Here is a 17,363-nt window from a genome sequence, read left to right as displayed (position 1 = left end):
CGACGCGGCGCCGGCCGACGCAGAGTTTCACGGGTAGCCCGCCGTGCCCGGCGGTCGAGGAGAAGTCGAATGAAAACCGTTGCGGGACCGACCGATCGGGTGGTCGTCGTGGGCGCGGGCCTGTCCGGTCTTGCCGCCGCGCTGTATCTCACCGGCGCGGGACGGTCGGTCACGCTGCTGGAGCGGGCCGATCATCCGGGCGGGCGGGTCGGCCGGTATCGCGGGCCGGACTACGAGATCGACAACGGCGCCACGGTGCTCACGCTGCCGGAACTGATCACCGACGCGCTGGCCGCCGTCGGCCGGACACCCGAATCCGGCCCGGCCCCGCTGCGCATCCACCGGCTCGCGCCGAGCTACCACGCGCGCTTCGCCGACGACTCCACCATCCGGGTGTTCGCCGACCCGGACGCCATGGCCGACGAGGTCGCCCGCACCTGCGGCCCCGGCGAGGCGAACCGCTACCGACGGCTCCGCGACTGGCTGGCGCGCGTCTACCGCGCCGAGTTCACCGAGTTCATGGACACCAACTTCGACTCGCCGCTGGACATGGTGCGGTCGCCGCGCAAACGCGCCGCGCTGGCGGAGCTGGTTCGGCTCGGCGGGTTCGGCAGACTCGGACCGCGCGTCGGCCGGATCCTGACCGACACGCGGCTGGCGAGGCTGTTCACCTTCCAAGCGCTCTACGCGGGCATGGCTCCCTCCGACGCGCTGGCCGTCTACGGCGCGATCCCGCACATGGACACCTCCCTGGGCGTCTACTTCCCCGAGGGCGGCATGCGCGCCATCGCCGCCACCATGGCCGAGGCGTTCACCGCCGCGGGCGGGGTGCTGCGGCTGAACACCGAGGTCACCGGGATCGAGTACGAGGGAAGGCGGGCCCGCCGGGTGCGCACCGCCGACGGACGCGCACTGGACTGCGACGCGGTGATACTCACCGCCGACTTCGGCTCGATGGAACGCTTCGGCGTCCGGCCGAGGCGCGGGCTGCGGGCCGCGCCGTCGGCGGTGGTCGCGCACGGCACCATCCCGGCCGAGATCGCCGCGACCTGGCCGGTGCAGGCGCACCACACCATCGACTTCGGCGCGGCATGGGACACCACCTTCGACGAGATCGCCGCCGCACCGCGCCGCGGCGGCCGGCTCACCGCGCGCGGACGGCTGATGCGCGACCCCTCACTGCTGCTGACCCGCCCCGCGCTGACCGATCCCGGGCTCTACATCGATCGGCCCGACGGACGCCACGAGCCGTTCTCGCTGCTCGCTCCGTGCCCCAACCTGACGAGCGCTCCCCTCGACTGGGACCGGCTGGCCCGCCCCTACCTGCGCGAGCTGCTCGCGGTGCTGGAGGCGCGCGGCTACCGGGGGATCGCCGAGCACTTCACTGTCGATCACCTGGACACCCCGCGCACCTGGCAGGCACAGGGCATGATCGCGGGCACGCCGTTCTCCGTCGCGCATCTCTTCCGGCAGACCGGACCTTTTCGACCACGCAATTTCCCGAAGTTCAGCGACAACGTGGTTATCGCCGGTTGCGGCACCACGCCGGGCGTCGGCGTGCCGACGGCGCTGCTCTCGGGGAAACTGGCGGCAAACCGAATTACCGGCGCCAAGGGCGTTACTCGGGATGAACCGCACGTACCAGCGGGATAGTGTTCTCGGCGAACCATTAAACTGATCGCCGACCTATTCGCTCGCGGTTGCGGCCGCCGACCTTGCCGGGGGGACCGACACCACATGCATCCCCCCGATACGAGCGCCGCAGCCGCGCAGGCGACCGACACCGCGCCCCGCGTATCCGGTCACGCCGGTGCCTCGAGCAGCCCGCGATCCCCCGGCGACGGCGCCGAAGGACCCGGCTTCTTGGATCGGATGCAGACCTACGCCGACTTCGCGCGCAGCCCCGAGGGTCACGCCGCGCTGCTCGGCTTCTTCGGTGCGATGATGATCACCTTCGGCGGGTTCGGCGCGGGCAGCGTGCGCCAGCGCGATCCGCTGCTCGAGGCGATGAACCTGTCCTGGCTGCGGTTCGGGCACGGCTACGCGCTCTCGACCATGCTCATCTGGATCGGCGTGCTGCTGATGATCACCGCGTGGGTTCGCCTCGGCCGCACCACACTCGGGCTGGGCAACCGGGCGGGCGCCGGGGTGACGCTCAACGAGCTGCGCGCGATCGTCGGAATCTGGATCTTCCCTTTGCTCTTCGCGGTGCCGATGTTCAGCCGCGACGCCTACTCCTACCTGGCCCAGGGCGCGCTGCTGCGCGACGGCTTCGACCCCTACCTGGTCGGTCCCGTCGCGAATCCCGGTGTGCTGCTGGACAATGTGAGCCCGGTCTGGACCACCACCACCGCGCCGTACGGCCCGGTGTTCCTGCTGCTCGGCCGCGCCATCACCGCGATCACCGGTGACAACGTGGTCGCGGGCACCATCGCGCTGCGCCTGGTGATGCTGCCCGGCCTCGCGCTGATGATGTGGGCGGTCCCGTACCTGACCAAGCACCTGGGTGGCAAACCGACGGTCGCGCTGTGGCTCGCGGTGCTCAACCCGTTGGTGCTCATCCACCTCATCGGCGGCGTGCACAACGAGATGCTGATGGTCGGCCTGATGTGCGCGGGCATCGCGCTGGTGCTGGAGCGCCACCACGTGGCGGGCATCGTGGTCGTCGCCATCGGCGTGGCGATCAAGGCCACTGCGGGCATCGCGCTGCCGTTCCTGGTGTGGATCTGGATGTTGCACGAGCGGGAACGCCGCGCCGCCGAACGCGCGGCCGCGGACCCGAACGCGCCGGCGGATCCGAGCTCCACTCCCGCGAACGGCGCCCCGGACGCCGCGAAAGCCGGACCGGATATGCCGCACCCGGCCATGACGTTCGCCAAGATCGCCGGGCTCGGACTGAGCGTGTTCGCGGTGGTCTTCGTCGCGGCCTCGGCCATCGCCGGGGTCGGCATCGGCTGGCTGACCGCGCTGTCGGGCTCGAAGAAGATCATCAACTGGCTCTCGCTGCCGACCATCATGGCGCACGCCACCACCTGGATCACCCCGCTGCGCATGGAATCGGTGCTCACCGTCACCCGCGCGCTGTGCGCCTTGGCACTGGTGGCGGTGCTGGTGTGGACCTGGTGGCGGTTCCGGCACAGCGAGCGGGAGGCGGTGTTCGGGATCCTCATCGCGTTCGTCGGCATCGTGATCCTCTCCCCCGCCGCGCTGCCCTGGTACTACTCGTGGCCGCTGGCGCTGGCCGCCGCGTTCGCGCTGTCGACCACGACGCTCATGGTGCTCGTCGGCCTGTGTACCTGGCTGATGCTGGTGTTCCAGCCGGACGGCTCGATCGGCCTGTACAACTTCTGGCACGTGGCGGCCGCGACCTTCGCCGCCGTCGTCGCCGCGCTCTCGTTGCGCACGGTGGACCCGCTGCGACTGCGCTCGACGCCACCGCAACAGGTAACCCCGGGCGCCGAGGTCGCGGCCACCGCTTCGCGTCCATGAACGCCGCGAGACCCGACGGCGACGACCCGGACCTAGCGCGGGTCCACACAACGGGCGCAGCCGGACGCAGTCCGTCGACAGACCCGCGCACGACCGGAGCGGAGGCGCAGGTACACCTCGAGTCCGCCTATCGCGCGTGCCGGGCGATCGCCGCGGAGCACGGGCGCACGTATTTCCTGGCGACCAGGCTGTTGTCGACGCCCCGAAGACCGGCGGTGCACGCGCTCTACGCGTTCGCGCGGATGGTGGACGACATCGTCGACCACGCGGACCCGAGCCTCGGGCGCACAGGGCTCCCCGACTCGGCGTCGCCGGAGTCGCTGCTGACCCTCGAACACAGCCCCGCCAACGAACTCGACCTGATCGAGAAACAGCTACGCACGGCTTTCGAACAGGGCGGATTCGCGCCGTGGGACGCACCCGGCGCACCGATTCCCCTGCTTCGCGCCCAGGTGCTCTCCGCGCTCGCCGACACCGTCGACCGCTACGCGATCGATCCGGAACACTTCTGGACCTTCCTGGACTCCATGCGCATGGACGTCCCCGGCACGCCCCAATTCCGCGACCGCTACGCCACGATGGCCGAGCTGCGCGAATACATGCGCGGATCGGCCGCGGCCATCGGACTGCAACTGCTTCCCGTGCTCGGCACCGTCGGGCCGCGGGCCGAAGCCGAACCCGCGGCCGCCGCGCTGGGGGAGGCCTTCCAGCTCACCAACTTCCTGCGCGATGTCGCCGAGGATCTGGACCGCGGGCGCGTGTATCTGCCCGCCGACCACCTGGCGGCCTTCGGCGTGGACGCGGACCTCCTCGCCGACTGCCGCCGCACCGGCCACACCGACCCGCGGGTCCGCCGGGCCCTCGCCCACCTGATCGCGATCAACCGCGACGTCTACCGAACCGCCGATCCCGGCATCGAGCTGCTGCACCCCAGGGTCCGCCCCGCCATCCGCGCGGCCAGCGCCCTCTACGCCGAAATCCTCTACCGCATAGAGCAATCCGGCTACGCGATCTTCCAAAACCGGGCTACGGTGCCACGGGGCCGACGCCTGCTGGTCGCCACTACCCAGCTCCTCGCAGGCACCCGCCCCTGAACCCCGCCGAGTCGCACAGCCTCGCACACCTGCCACACGCCTCGCACAGGTAACAAGGGGCTAGGAGGCGTGCGGACGGTCTGCGAGATTCAGAACGGGTCGGCGGCGGCGCGGCGCAGCACCTCGCGAGCGAGGGGGCCGTGCAGGGCGTCGATCGGTTTGCCGGGCAGGCTGGCGTCGTCGGTGAAGATCCATTCCAGGATCTCCTCGTCGGTGTACTTGGCGTCCTTCATGACGGTGATCAGTCCGGGCAGGTGCTTGGTCACCGCGCCGGTGTCGTCGAAGAAGACCTCGGGAACGCTCGCCACTCCATTGCGGCGCACGGCGAGGAGTTGGTGGTCGCGCAGCATCTGATGCACCCGCGTCACCACGATCCCGAGCCGGTCGGCGACCTCGGGCAGCGGCAGCATGGCCACGGACTCCGGAAGGACATCCTCGCTGCAGGGAAATGCACTCACCCGCACAACGGTAGACGGTGTGGCGCCGCGCGTCGTGTGACACCCGGGCAACAGACCGGTTCGGCCGCCTGGCACGGTTACCATCGTGGGGGCCGCACGGGGCGGTCTGTCGCTGTTCGCGCACTAGCGAGGGGTGCACAGTTTTGTGAAAGCCGGAGGACATCACTTGATCGGGCAGATGCTGGAGGGGCGCTACCGGATTGACGCGCCGATCGCTCGGGGCGGGATGTCGATGGTCTTCCGCGGTGAGGACACCCGCCTGGACCGCCCGGTCGCGATCAAGGTGATGGACCCGAAGTTCGCCGCCGATCCGCAGTTCCTCTCCCGGTTCGAGTTCGAGGCCCGCGCCGTCGCCAAGCTCAAGCACCCCGCGCTGGTCGCCGTGTACGACCAGGGCGTGGACGGCGACCACCCGTTCCTGATCATGGAGCTGGTCGAGGGCGGCACGCTGCGCGAGTTGCTGCGCGAACGCGGGCCGATGCCCCCGCACGCCGTGCGGGCGGTGGCCGAACCGGTGCTCGCCGCCATCGGGGTGGCGCACTCCGCGGGCCTGGTGCACCGCGACGTCAAGCCGGAGAACGTGCTCATCTCCGATTCCGGCGAGGTGAAGATCGCCGACTTCGGCCTGGTGCGCGCGGTGGCGGCCGCGACGACCACCTCGGCGAGCGTCATCCTCGGCACCGCGGCCTATCTCTCTCCCGAGCAGGTGACCAGCGGCACCGCCGACTCACGCAGCGACGTGTACGCGTTCGGCGTGCTGATCTTCGAAATGCTCACCGGCCGTGTCCCTTTCATCGGCGACACCTCGCTGTCGGTGGCGTACCAGCGCATCGAGAACGACGTGCCGAGCCCGAGCCAGTTCATCTCGGGCGTGCCGCCGGAGTTCGACGAGCTGGTCGCGCGCGCGACCAACAGGGAGCCCGCGCACCGTTTCGCCGACGCCAACGAGATGGCCGCGGAGCTGCGTGCGATCGCCGCCGGGCTGAGCCTGCCGCCCTACCGGGTGCCCGCGCCGCGGGAATCGGCCGAGCATCTGAGCGCCGGGTTCCGCGCCGACCCCGGCGGCAGGGCGGCGACCCCGCGGCCGGGACCCGCGCCGGATCAGCACACGCCGCAGCCGACGCAGCACACCAAGGTGGTGACCGCGCAGCGACCCCGGGTGCCGGACTACGGCCCCTCCGGGGACTACGGCCGGCCCGGGGAGTACGGACCGCCTACCGACCACGATCCGCGAACGACCAACCTGCATCAGCCGCCGTTCCAGCCTTACGACGCCGACCGCCGCAGATCGCGCAGGACGACCCTGGTGTGGATCGCGATCGTCGCCGTCCTCACCCTGATCGTCGGCGTCGGCGGCTGGTGGTTAGGCGTCGGGCGGTACGAGGCGGTGCCCCCGATCGCCGGGCTGAGCAGCGAGCAGGCGACCGCGACATTGCGCGACGCGGGCTTCGAGACCGAGATCAGACAGAAGGCCTCGGACACCATCCCGGTGGGCGGCGTGGTCGGCAGCGACCCGTCGGCGGGCTCCAAGGTGACCAAAGGCTCGACGGTGTCGGTGCTCGTCTCCAGCGGCAAGCCCCGGGTACCCGACATCAAGCCCGGCGACGACGTGCGCAAGGTGAACCAGCTCATCAAGGACGCTGGACTCCAGCCGATCGACGCGGGCGAGGTCGGCAGCCAGGCGCCGAAGGGCTCGCTCGCGAAGGTCGAGCCCGCGCCGGGGACCGTGCTGCCGATGGGCGGACAGGTCAAGGTCTTCCGCAGCAACGGCGCGCAGCCGGTGAAGGTCCCTGACGTGCGCGGCAAGACGACCGAGGAGGCCGTGCAGGCGCTCACCGCCGCGGGCATCAAGGTCCGCGAGACGCGCACCGAGTACGACAAGGCCTTCGAGGCCGACCAGGTGATCGGCACCGACCCGGCGGCGGGCAGCACGGTGAACTCCGGTGAGGGCGTAGTGCTGATCGTCTCCAACGCCGTCAAACTGCCCTTCCTGGTCGGTGACAGCGTCGGCGAGGCCCGCCAGAAGCTCGAGAGGCTCGGCCTGCGCGTCCAGGTCCAGCAGCTGACCCCGTCGGACGGTTCCGTGGTCATCGGCCAGAGCCCCGGCGCGGCGGCGAAGGTCCAGCCGGGCAGCACGGTCACCCTCACCGCGCTGCCCTGACCGGCGCTCAGAGCGTCAGCGTGACCTTGCCGAGCCCCGCGACGACATCGCGGTACATCCACCGCTTCATCGCCCCGAGCTTCGGACCCGCGGTACCGGCCAGCGCGCCCGCTCTGGCCAGCGCGACCGGCAACAGCCGCTCGTGCTCCTCGAGCACGTCGACGATGCCCGCGGCCAGCGCATCGTGCCCGCCGTAGCGGCGTCCGGTCAGCATCGCCTCGTGCGTGGCGGGTCCGGGGAGCCGGGCCGTCAGCAGGTCGGCCATGCCGCCGGGGATGACGAGGCCGTCATCGGACTGCGTCAACGGCAGGGTGATCTCGGGCAGGCAGAAATAGCCGCGGTCGCCGCGCATGACCCGCCCGTCGTGGGCCATGGCGAGGATCGCGCCCGCGCCGAACGCGTGCCCCTGGATCGCCGCGATGGTCGGCGCCGGGAACGTCAGCACCCGTTCGAACACCCGCTGTCCGGCGAGGAGATAGTCGTCGACGCCCGGCCGCAGGAACCGCTCCGGCTCGAAACCGTTCGAGAAGAACTTGCCGGAGCCGGTGGTGACCAGCGCCTTCGGCCCGTCGGCCGCCTGCACTTCGTCCAGGCAGGCGTGGACGGCGTCCATCCACTCGGGGGTGAAGCGGTTCTCGGTGTCGAGCTGATCCGGCTCGCCGAGATCGAGCACGAAAACGGCGTCGTCGCGACGTAGGTGCGGCATGAATACTCCCTGGGTGCGGTCTGTTTCGGATCAGGCGGGCGGGTCGACGAAGATGTCGTAGCCGATCTCGCCCTCGGGGCCGTAGCCGGACAGATCGGTGATGCCGTGCGCGGCAAGGACTTCCACGTCCAGGTAGGTGTTGCCGGTGGTGGTCGCGGCCGGGCTCTCCAGGATCAGCACGGCGGCGTCGGCGACGATCTCCGGGGTGCGCGCGGTGGCGGCGACCTCCTCACCGCCGAGCAGGTTACGGACCGCGGCGGTGGCGATGAGCGTCTCCGGCCACAGGCAGTTCGCGGCGATGCCCGACTCGCGGTGTTCGGCGGCGACGCCGAGGGTCAGCAGGGTCATGCCGTACTTGGCCAGCATGTAGGGCGGATGCACGCCGAGCCACTTCGGATCCAGGTTCAGCGGCGGCGACAGCGACAGCACGTGCGGGTTCTCCGACTTGCGCAGGTGCGGCAGCGCGGTGCGGGTGAGCAGGAACGTGCCGCGCAGCTGGATCTGCTGCATCAGGTCGAACTTCTTCGCGGGCAGCGTCTCGGTGCCCTGGAGATCGATGGCGCTGGCGTTGTTGACCACGATGTCGATGCCGCCGAAGCGCTCGACGGCCTGATCGACGGCAGACTGCACCGACTCCTCGTCGCGCACGTCGCCGACCACCGCGAGGGCCGATCCGCCCGCCGCCTCGATCTCGGCGGCCGCCGTGTGCACGGTGCCCTCCAGCTTCGGGTGCGGGACATCGGTCTTGGCGAGCAGGACGACGTTGGCGCCGCGGCGGGCGGCCGCGAGGGCGATGGCCAGGCCGATGCCCCGGCTACCGCCGGACATCAACAGAGTGCGGCCGGACAGTGTCTGTGTGGTCACGAGGGAGCCTCCCGGTTACGAAGCCGCAGCATTCCCGGCCGAACCAAGAAGTGCCACATATAATTGGCTTCACAAATCGTTTGTACTACTACTGTTTTATAGACGCAACGGTTTGTCAAGCGAGCGGGCCCCTGGGCATGATGTGACGGGAGGTGAACGATGTCCGACAACGCACCGCTGGTTCCCGGGACCATCGGCAACCACACCGTGTGCCTGATACAGAAGATGGGACAGGTCGCCTTCCGACTGGCCGAGGAACGCCTGCTCGGCATCGGCCTGCGGGTGCGGCACTACAGCGTGCTCCAGGCACTCGCCGACCGCGGCGGCATGGCGCAGGCCGAACTCGGCGGCTACTTGCGCATCGACGCGGCGACCATGGTCTCGACGCTCGACGACCTGGAACGGCACGGCTACGCCGAGCGGCAACGCGATCCCGGCGACCGCAGGCGCTACCTGGTCATCCTCACCGACAAGGGCAGCGAGACACTCGCCGACATCGTGGCCATCCTGCGCGAGGTGCACGAGGAGATGTTCGCCGACCTGTCCCCGGAACGACGCGACGTGCTCGCGGAGATTCTCGGCGAGCTCAACGACTCGGCGGCGTTGCGCACGCGCTTCGACGCGACCCGCGGCTGAGAGTTCCCGCGCGTCAGCGCGATCGGGTGGGGACGTGCCGAAACGAGCCCACACACAACGAGATCCGCACCGGCAGGATTCCGGTGCGGATCTCGGCGTTCTCGGGTTCGATGCCCATGCGCCGCGAGTTCGGGCTCACCGCAGCGGTACCGCGCGCTGCGGTTCGAGCTCGACGCGGCAGCTTCGAGCCCACCACAGCGCCCTTCGAAGGCAGCAACGGGCGCGATTCCAGCGCACCGGCTTTCGATGACAGCGCAGGCCGTCGGGCCCAGCACAGGGGCTTCGACGGCAACGCGGCGGGGCTCGAACCCCGCGCAGCGAGCCTTTCGATGGCGACGCCCGCAAGCTCGAACCCGCGCAGTAACGCCCTTCGACGGCAGCGCAGCGGGATCGAGCCCAGCGCAGCGACCTTCGAACTTCAGCGCAGCGGGATCGACCACCGCGCAGCGGCTTTCACACCGCGCAGCAGCTTTCACACCGCGCAGCGGCTTTCCGCCCAGCGCAGCGTCTTTCAGGACCTCAGCGCAGCGTCTTTCAAGACCTCAGCGCAGCATTTCGGCGACCAGGAACGCCAGCTCCAGCGACTGCTGGGTGTTCAGGCGCGGGTCGCAGGCGGTCTCGTAGCGGCCGGACAGGTCCAGATCGGAGATGTCCTGCGCTCCGCCGAGGCATTCGGTGACGTCCTCGCCGGTCAGCTCGATGTGCAGGCCGCCGGGGTGGGTGCCCAGCGCGCGGTGCACCTCGAAGAAGCCCTGCACCTCGTCGACGATGCGGTCGAAGTGGCGGGTCTTGAAACCGGTGGAGGCCTCGTGCGTGTTGCCGTGCATGGGGTCGCACTGCCAGATCACCTGGTGCCCGGTCGCCTGCACCTTCTCGATGATGGGCGGCAGCACGTCGCGCACCTTGTTGTTGCCCATCCGGGAGACGATGGTGAGCCTGCCCGGCTCGTTGTTGGGATCGAGCCGCTCGACGTACTCCACGGCCTGGTCCGGGGTGGTGGTCGGGCCGATCTTGAGGCCGATCGGGTTGGCGAGCAGCTCCGCGAGCGCGATGTGCGCGCCGTCGAGCTGACGGGTGCGCTCCCCGATCCAGAGGAAGTGCGCCGACAGGTCGTACAGCACCGGTTCACCCGACACCGGGTGCTCGCTCAAGCGCAGCATCGCGCGCTCGTAGTCGAGCACCAGCGCCTCGTGGCTGGCGTAGATGCGGGCCGACTGCAGGCTGGGGTCGGTCACCCGGCAGGCGGTCATGAACGCGAGGCCGCGGTCGATCTCCTCGGCCAGCGCCTCGTAGCGCGCGCCCGCCGGGGACTGCGCGACGAAGTCGCGGTTCCAGTCGTGCACCTTGTGCAGGTCGGCCATGCCCGCGCTGGTCAGCGCGCGGACCAGGTTCATCGCGGCGCTGGCGTTGGCGTAGGCGCGCACCAGCCGCGACGGGTCGTGCTCGCGCTGGCCCGCGTCGGCGACCAGCGAGTTCACCATGTCACCGCGGTAGGACCTCAGGCCGAGCGAGTCGACGTCGGAGGAGCGCGGCTTCGCGTACTGGCCCGCGATGCGCGCGACCTTCACCACCGGAAGGCTCGCACCGTAGGTCAGCACGACGGCCATCTGCAACAACGTGCGGATGTTGCCGCGGATATGCGGTTCGGTGTTGTCGGCGAAGGTCTCCGCGCAATCACCGCCCTGCATCAAGAACGCCTCGCCGCGCGCCACCTCGGCGAGCTGTCCGCGCAGCTCCTCCACTTCGGCGGGCACGCAGATCGGCGGCACGCTCTCCAGCACGGTGCGCATCATCGCCGCCTGCTCGGGATCCCACGACGGCTGCTGCAACGCCGGGCGGGCCAACGCTTCGTCCAACCTGCGGCGCAGCTCGGCGGGCAGCGGCGGCAGTTCCGGCAGGCGATCGATGGGTACGTCGACGGTCCAGTTCACGAGTTCAGGATACGGACCGGGCAATCGTGCAGACAGGCGGAGGTGGGGTGGAGTGTGCATCCCGAAGGTGTGAGCGATCCCCACTCGGAGTAACCCCTCGCGTCCGCCGCCCACATCGCCGCATAGGGTGACATCGACCGGCACATGCCACTACCCGCCCGACCGAGGAGAGGTCGATCTCGCTGAGATACTTCTACGATTGCGAGTTCATCGAGGACGGGGTCGTCATCGACCTGGTGTCCATCGGCGTCGTCTGCGAGGACGGCCGCGAATACTACGCGGTGTCCACCGAATTCGACCCCGAGCGCGCGGGTCCGTGGGTACGCAAGTACGTGCTGCCGCAGCTGCCTCCACCCAGCTCGCCGCGGTGGCGCAGCCGCGAGCAGATCCGCGACGATCTCTACAAGTTCCTGATCCCGCGCGCCTCCGTGCAGCCCGAACTGTGGGCCTGGGTCGGCGCGTACGACCACGTGGCGCTGTGCCAGCTGTGGGGTTCGATGGTCGATCTGCCCACCGCGCTCCCCCGCTACACCAATGAACTGCGCCAGCACTGGGAGGCGCACGGCCGCCCCGCGCTGCCGCCGGTACCGCCGGACGCCCACGACGCGCTCGCCGACGCCCGCCACAACTACGCCAAGTTCGAGGCCATCGAGGCGGCCCGCAGGCGCTGAGCTGCGGCACCGAGCTGCGACCCATGGCAAAGGCCCCGAGTCCACCGGACTCGGGGCCTTTGCGTTCGAAGCCGCCAGGGGTTTCTCGTCGAGCCGACAAGAACCGCCAGGCGGGCATGAACAAAGGCGAAGGCCCCGAGTCGAACTCGACTCGGGGCCTTCGCGCCGACCGTGGGTCAGTGGTTGTGATTGCCGTTGCCGTTGGCCTTGTCCTGTGCCTTCTGCAGGACCGCGAGCTGCCTGTGCTCTTCGGCGTGGTCGAGCTCGAAGTTCTTCTCCGACTCCTCGCGAGGGTCGGGTCGCAGGAAGCTACCGGTGCCCGGCTTGCCCGCCGAACCCAGCTTGTTCATCTTCTTCGGCACCGGGGCGCCCTGGTACTCGAGCGGGATCGGGTGACCGTGGCCGTCGACCGGGCCGAGCGGCTGGTGCACCTCGATGTACTCACCGTGCGGCAGGCGCTTGATCACACCCGTCTCGATGCCGTGCTCCAGCACCGCCCGGTCGCTGCGCTGCAGGCCGATGCAGAACCGGTAGGCGACGAAGTAGGCCACCGGCGGGGCGACGAGCAGGCCGATACGACCGATCCAGGTGGTGGCGTTCAGCGAGATGTCGAACTTCAGCGCGATGATGTCGTTGACGCAGGACAGCGTCAGCACCACGTAGAAGGCGATCGCCATGGCGCCGATCGCGGTGCGCACCGGCACATCGCGCGGACGCTGCAACAGGTTGTGGTGCGCATCGTCGCCGGTGAGACGCTTCTCGATCCACGGGTAGGCGATCAGCAGCGTGAACACCAGACCCATGATCAGCGCCACCCAGAACACGGCCGGAACCGTGTAGCGGCCCAGATACAGCTCCCACGGCGGCATCAGGCGCGCCATACCGTCGGTCCACATCATGTAGAAGTCCGGCTGCGAGCCCGCCGAGACCTGGGACGGGTTGTAGGGGCCGAGGTTCCAGATCGGGTTGATCTGGAGCACGCCGCCCATGATGCCGACGATGCCCAGGGTGAAGGCGAAGAACGCGCCCTGATCCGCGGCGAACACCGGCACGATGCGCGCGCCCACCACGTTGTTCTCCGTACGGCCGGGGCCGGGGAACTGGGTGTGCTTCTGGTACCAGACCAGCGCGACGTGCGCCGCGATCAGAGCCAGGATGATGCCCGGGAAGAGCAGCACGTGCGCGATGTACAGACGCGGGATGATGATGTCGCCGGGGAAGTCGCCGCCGAACATCAGCCAGTGCATCCAGGTGCCGATCACCGGGATCGAGATGGTGATACCGGAGAACGCGGCCCGCAGACCGGTGCCGGAGAGCAGGTCGTCGGGCAGCGAGTAGCCGAAGAAGCCCTCGAACATCGCCAGGATCAGCAGCAACGATCCGATCACCCAGTTCGCCTCACGCGGCTTGCGGAACGCGCCGGTGAAGAAGATACGGAACAGGTGCACGATGATCGACGCCGCGAACAACAGCGCCGCCCAGTGATGGATCTGCCGCACGAACAGACCGCCGCGCACCTCGAAGGAGATGTTCAGCGCGGTCTCGTACGCCCGGGACATCGTGACGCCACGCAGCGGCTGGTAGGCGCCGTCGTAGACCACGTGCGACATCGACGGGTCGAAGTACAAGGTCAGGTACACACCCGACAGCAACAGGATGATGAAGCTGTAGAGCGCGATCTCACCGAGCAGGAACGACCAATGGGTCGGGAAGACCTTGTTGATCGACCGCTTCATGAACGCCGCGGCGCGATACCGCTCGTCCATTTCGTTGGCTTGGGCTGCGACTGAAGGGCTCATGAACGACGCTCCCAGTAGGCCGGTCCGAGCGGCTCGATGAAGTCGCCGTTGGCGACGAGGAAGCCTTCGGAGTTGACGGTGATCGGCAGCTGCGGCAGTGCGCGAGCGGCAGGACCGAAGATCGGCTTACCCCATTCGGTCGCCGAGAACTGCGACTGGTGGCAGGGGCACAGGATCCGGTTGGTCTGCTGCTCGAACAGCGAGGTCGGGCAGCCGAGGTGGGTGCAGATCTTCGAGTAGGCGAAGTAGTCGCCGAAGTTGAAGCTCTCCTGGCCCTTGCGCTTGATGGCCTTCTCGGCGTCCTCGGTGCGCAGACGGATCAGCATGACCGCGTTGCGGATGCCACGCAGCGACTGCAGCATCTCGTGCTCGTCACCGCGCCACTTCTCCTTCCACGGGAACACCGTCTCCATGGCGCCCGCGTCCAGGTCCTCCGGACGCACCAGCACGACGTCATCCGGACGGCCGGTGTCGCGGCGCAGGTAGATGGTCTCGCCCGCGAAGTCCGGCGTCCAGCCGGAGACCCACAGCGGCGACTTGTCGCCCTTGGCCCACGGGTTCTTGATCATGCCGCCGACGAAGAGGAACAGCGAGCCGAGGCCGAGGATGCCGACGCCGGCGCCCGCGGTGCGGGTGAGCATCTTGCGACGACCGAGGGTGGAGGTGTCGAGCGCGTCCGACAGCTCGGCCACCAGGGTGCGCCGTTCCACCTCGGGCGAGCGACCGTCGTGGCGGTCCTGGATGGAGATCTCGGCCGGGATGAACTTCTTGCGGATCAGCACCACGGCGACGCCGATGACCAGCACCGAGATACCGAAGGTCAGGCCGACCAGCGGCGTGAACAGCGAATAGGCGTCGTGGCCTTCCTCGTTCGCGCCCTTGAACTGCCAGGGCCAGAACAGGAAGACACCGATCAGCGCGGCCGCGGCGAGACCGGAGATGGCGAACCAGAAGGTCACCTCGCGCTCGGCGCGCTTCTCGGCCCTGGTCCCCGGAATCGGGAAGCGCTCGCGCCGGTAGGCGACGTCGACGCCGTCGCGCTCGGTGCCGAGCTTGACCAGCTCGTCGCGCGACATCGCGTCCAGTTCATCTTCGGTCGGGTCGGCCGGGGGGTTCACCGGCCCCTTCGACAGCTCGGGCCCCTCATCCGGGCGACTCACGTCGTCACGCTCCTGTTCACTCATGACTGTGTCCTTTCGGCCATGTCCGGACGCCCTCCGTGGCCACGCAAGCTACCGCCTCCGGGCGCTGACCGGTCATGACCGGGATCCGATCCACATAGCCGCACCAACGGTGAGCACGATGCCGACCACCCAGATCGCCAGACCCTCGGTCGCGGGGCCGAAGCCGCCGAGGCCGTAGCCACCCGGGGTCTTCTCTTCGGTGGCGTTCTTGATGTAGGCGATGATGTCGCGCTTCTCTTCCGGCGTGAGCTGGCGGTCGGAGAACTTGGGCATGTTCTCCGGGCCGGTCAGCATGGCCGCGTAGATCTGCTGCTCGCTGGCGGGCTCCAGCGGCGGCGCGTACTTGCCGGAGGACAGCGCGCCGCCCTTGCCGGTGAAGTTGTGGCAGGACGCGCAGTTCATGCGGAACAGCTCCGAGCCGCGGGCGATGTCGTCGCCGCGCAGCGACTCCTGGGCGATCTCGCCGTTGGCGTCGCGCACCACGGTCGGGCCACCGCCGTTGGCGGCGACGTACGCGCCGAGCGCGTCGATCTGCTGGGCGTCGAACTTCGCGGGCTTGCGGGTGGCCTGGGCCTGGTTGGCGGCCAGCGGCATGCGCCCGGAGGACACCTGGAAGTAGACGGCGGCCTCGCCGACGCCGATCAGGCTGGGGCCGCGGTCCGGCACGCCCTGGAGGTTCGCGCCGTGGCAGGTGATGCAGGACGTTTCGTAGAGCTGCTTGCCCTCACGGATCAGTGCGGACTCATCCTGGTGGGCGGTCGCCACCTGGGGCTCGGGCGTGAGAGCCGTCGCGAGGAAGCCGGCTCCGACCAGACCCACCAGGAGCGCGAGACCGCCCGCGATGCGCCTGCGAAGGCGACGCTGCTTGCGGGTCTTGCTGGCCTCGCCGTTCCCGGGGCTGGCGGGCTCTGGCGCTGACGGGGGAGATGAACTCATCTGTGTCCCTTTGGAGTAGACGGAACCGACTTGTGCAAAAGATTCGGGGCTGACCCGCTGGCTATCGGACGAAGTAGATCGTGGCGAACAGCCCGATCCACACGATGTCGACGAAGTGCCAGTAGTACGAGACGACGATCGCGGCGGTGGCCTGCGCGGGGGTGAACTTACTGATCTTGGTGCGGACCAGCAGGAACACGAAGGCGATCAGGCCGCCGATGACGTGCAGACCGTGGAAGCCGGTGGTGATGTAGAACACCGAGCCGTAGGCGCTGCTCGAGATCGAGGTGCCCTCGTGGACCAGGTGGTAGTACTCGTAGCCCTGGCCGCCGACGAAGAACGCGCCCATCAGGAACGTGAGGACGTACCAGCGACGCAGGCCGAACACGTCGCCCTTCTCCGCGGCGAACACGCCCATCTGGCAGGTGAACGACGACGCGACCAGCACGGCCGTGACCGGCACGGCGAGCTTCATGTTCAGCTCGGTCGGTTCCGGCGGCCAGTTGCCGTGGGCCTGGGCTCGCGCGACGAAGTACATGGCGAAGAGGCCGGCGAAGAACATCAGCTCGCTCGACAGCCAGATGATGGTACCGACGCTGACCATGTTGGGCCGGTTCAGCGAGTGCACACGCTGGGTAATGGCCGATCCTGGGGTCCCTACTGCGGTCGTCACGGGGCTAAGTATGACTCGTCGTAGTACGACAGCAGTAGCCGGGTACGAAACTTGGCCGTCTGTGTCGGAAAACGCACGGACGGACCGGGTCCCGACGGCATCGGCGCCGCTGTGCCCGACCTCGCGGGGACGCCGCCGCACCGGACGCGCCGACCTGCGCGGAGGCGGCCATGATGACAGGCGAGAGTAAGTAGAAGCTGAGACGAGGAGGCGGATGTGGCACCGCGAATCTGGCGACGGCTGTTCGGGCGCGGCGCCCCGGCGCCGCTGGACCCGGCGCGTGCCGATCTGGTGGTGGTCGCGGCCGGTTTCGAGGACGCCGAGTCCTGCTCGGCGGTGCTGGAGAGGGCCGAGGGACTGATCGAGGACGCGCCCGCGGTGCTGCGCCATCACCTGCGGATTCCGGCGGCTCAGGTCCAGCGGGTGTGCGAGATCGCGGCGCAGGACGGGTACGCGCCCGCGCCGCCCACCGCCATGGCATCGGGCGAACTGGAGGCGCTGATCCTCCAGCGCGTGCAGCTGGTCGACGCGCTGCACTGCGCGCAGGAGAAGTCGCGGATGGCCGGGCTGGCCCAGCGCCACGACGGAGTCGCCGACGGCTGGGACGTCCTGCAACCGGGCTCGTAGGGGGCTTCCACCCACGCTGCGGCCGTACGCGGGCTGGACTTCGTCCGGCCGCGCCGACCAGCCGTACCTCCGCCTACGCTCCGGTCATGCGCGGCTATAGACGGGCTTCGCGCGACCGCGCCCACTAGGCTGCT

General features: G+C 69.3%; 15 protein-coding genes. 7 read left to right on the top strand and 8 right to left on the bottom strand.

Annotated elements, in window-relative coordinates; all coding sequences use genetic code 11:
- The first annotated feature begins 69 nt into the window (after positions 1-69).
- The 3 genes from crtI (at position 70) to AC3ERS_RS03860 (ending at position 4,583) form a co-directional block, all read left to right on the top strand.
- The gene (gene crtI, locus AC3ERS_RS03870) at positions 70-1,653 is read left to right on the top strand and encodes a phytoene desaturase family protein (RefSeq protein ID WP_431963483.1); all 1,584 of its coding nucleotides are present in this window, start codon (positions 70-72) and stop codon (positions 1,651-1,653) included.
- Positions 1,654-1,872: 219 nt separating this feature from the next.
- The gene (locus AC3ERS_RS03865) at positions 1,873-3,489 is read left to right on the top strand and encodes an alpha-(1->6)-mannopyranosyltransferase A (RefSeq protein WP_431963602.1); all 1,617 of its coding nucleotides are present in this window, start codon (positions 1,873-1,875) and stop codon (positions 3,487-3,489) included.
- Entirely contained in the window at positions 3,486-4,583 is a 1,098-nt protein-coding gene (locus tag AC3ERS_RS03860) for a phytoene/squalene synthase family protein (RefSeq protein ID WP_431963481.1), read from the top strand. Before AC3ERS_RS03865 ends, AC3ERS_RS03860 begins: the two co-directional genes overlap by 4 nt.
- 89 nt (positions 4,584-4,672) lie before the next feature.
- On the opposite strand, the gene AC3ERS_RS03855 is transcribed toward AC3ERS_RS03860, so the two are convergent.
- Positions 4,673-5,041 carry an Rv2175c family DNA-binding protein gene (locus tag AC3ERS_RS03855; RefSeq protein ID WP_068063623.1) on the bottom strand — a complete coding sequence of 123 codons (369 nt, stop codon included), beginning with the start codon at positions 5,039-5,041 and terminating at the stop codon, positions 4,673-4,675.
- Positions 5,042-5,207: 166 nt separating this feature from the next.
- Between AC3ERS_RS03855 and pknB the strand changes: the two genes are divergently transcribed.
- Complete coding sequence (gene pknB / locus AC3ERS_RS03850; protein WP_431963478.1) at positions 5,208-7,202, top strand: Stk1 family PASTA domain-containing Ser/Thr kinase; 1,995 nt, start codon at positions 5,208-5,210, stop codon at positions 7,200-7,202.
- Positions 7,203-7,209: 7 nt separating this feature from the next.
- Here the strand turns inward: pknB and AC3ERS_RS03845 are convergent, their stop codons facing one another.
- Positions 7,210-7,908 carry an enoyl-CoA hydratase/isomerase family protein gene (locus AC3ERS_RS03845; RefSeq protein WP_431963476.1) on the bottom strand — a complete coding sequence of 233 codons (699 nt, stop codon included), beginning with the start codon at positions 7,906-7,908 and terminating at the stop codon, positions 7,210-7,212.
- 30 nt (positions 7,909-7,938) lie between these two features.
- Positions 7,939-8,772: an SDR family oxidoreductase gene (locus tag AC3ERS_RS03840; protein WP_431963474.1), complete on the bottom strand. Its 834-nt coding sequence runs from the start codon at positions 8,770-8,772 to the stop codon at positions 7,939-7,941.
- Between the two features lie 159 nt (positions 8,773-8,931).
- Here AC3ERS_RS03840 and AC3ERS_RS03835 point away from each other — a divergent pair, with 159 nt between their 5' ends.
- Positions 8,932-9,408 (top strand): MarR family winged helix-turn-helix transcriptional regulator, encoded by a 477-nt coding sequence (locus AC3ERS_RS03835; protein ID WP_431963472.1) that lies wholly within the window; start codon positions 8,932-8,934, stop codon positions 9,406-9,408.
- A gap of 542 nt (positions 9,409-9,950) precedes the next feature.
- Here AC3ERS_RS03835 and AC3ERS_RS03830 read toward each other — a convergent pair.
- Positions 9,951-11,339 carry a class II 3-deoxy-7-phosphoheptulonate synthase gene (locus AC3ERS_RS03830; RefSeq protein ID WP_431963470.1) on the bottom strand — a complete coding sequence of 463 codons (1,389 nt, stop codon included), beginning with the start codon at positions 11,337-11,339 and terminating at the stop codon, positions 9,951-9,953.
- A gap of 182 nt (positions 11,340-11,521) precedes the next feature.
- On the opposite strand from AC3ERS_RS03830, the gene AC3ERS_RS03825 reads away from it, so the two are divergent.
- Complete coding sequence (locus AC3ERS_RS03825; protein ID WP_431963600.1) at positions 11,522-12,010, top strand: polyadenylate-specific 3'-exoribonuclease AS; 489 nt, start codon at positions 11,522-11,524, stop codon at positions 12,008-12,010.
- Positions 12,011-12,186: 176 nt separating this feature from the next.
- On the opposite strand, the gene qcrB is transcribed toward AC3ERS_RS03825, so the two are convergent.
- From qcrB to ctaE, 4 genes are all read right to left on the bottom strand, one after another.
- Entirely contained in the window at positions 12,187-13,809 is a 1,623-nt protein-coding gene (gene qcrB / locus AC3ERS_RS03820; RefSeq protein WP_431963468.1) for a cytochrome bc1 complex cytochrome b subunit, read from the bottom strand.
- Positions 13,806-14,993, bottom strand: a complete 1,188-nt coding sequence (gene qcrA / locus AC3ERS_RS03815) for a cytochrome bc1 complex Rieske iron-sulfur subunit (RefSeq protein ID WP_431963466.1) — start codon at positions 14,991-14,993, stop codon at positions 13,806-13,808. Before qcrA ends, qcrB begins: the two co-directional genes overlap by 4 nt.
- A gap of 72 nt (positions 14,994-15,065) precedes the next feature.
- Entirely contained in the window at positions 15,066-15,929 is an 864-nt protein-coding gene (gene qcrC, locus AC3ERS_RS03810) for a cytochrome bc1 complex diheme cytochrome c subunit (RefSeq protein ID WP_431963464.1), read from the bottom strand.
- Positions 15,930-15,990: 61 nt separating this feature from the next.
- Entirely contained in the window at positions 15,991-16,602 is a 612-nt protein-coding gene (ctaE, locus tag AC3ERS_RS03805) for an aa3-type cytochrome oxidase subunit III (protein ID WP_431963462.1), read from the bottom strand.
- A gap of 216 nt (positions 16,603-16,818) precedes the next feature.
- Between ctaE and AC3ERS_RS03800 the strand changes: the two genes are divergently transcribed.
- Complete coding sequence (locus tag AC3ERS_RS03800) at positions 16,819-17,229, top strand: hypothetical protein (RefSeq protein WP_431963460.1); 411 nt, start codon at positions 16,819-16,821, stop codon at positions 17,227-17,229.
- The last annotated feature ends 134 nt before the right edge of the window (positions 17,230-17,363 follow it).

The sequence above is a fragment of the Nocardia sp. bgisy134 genome (assembly GCF_057708325.1).
This window is presented reverse-complemented; position numbering and strand designations above follow the sequence as displayed.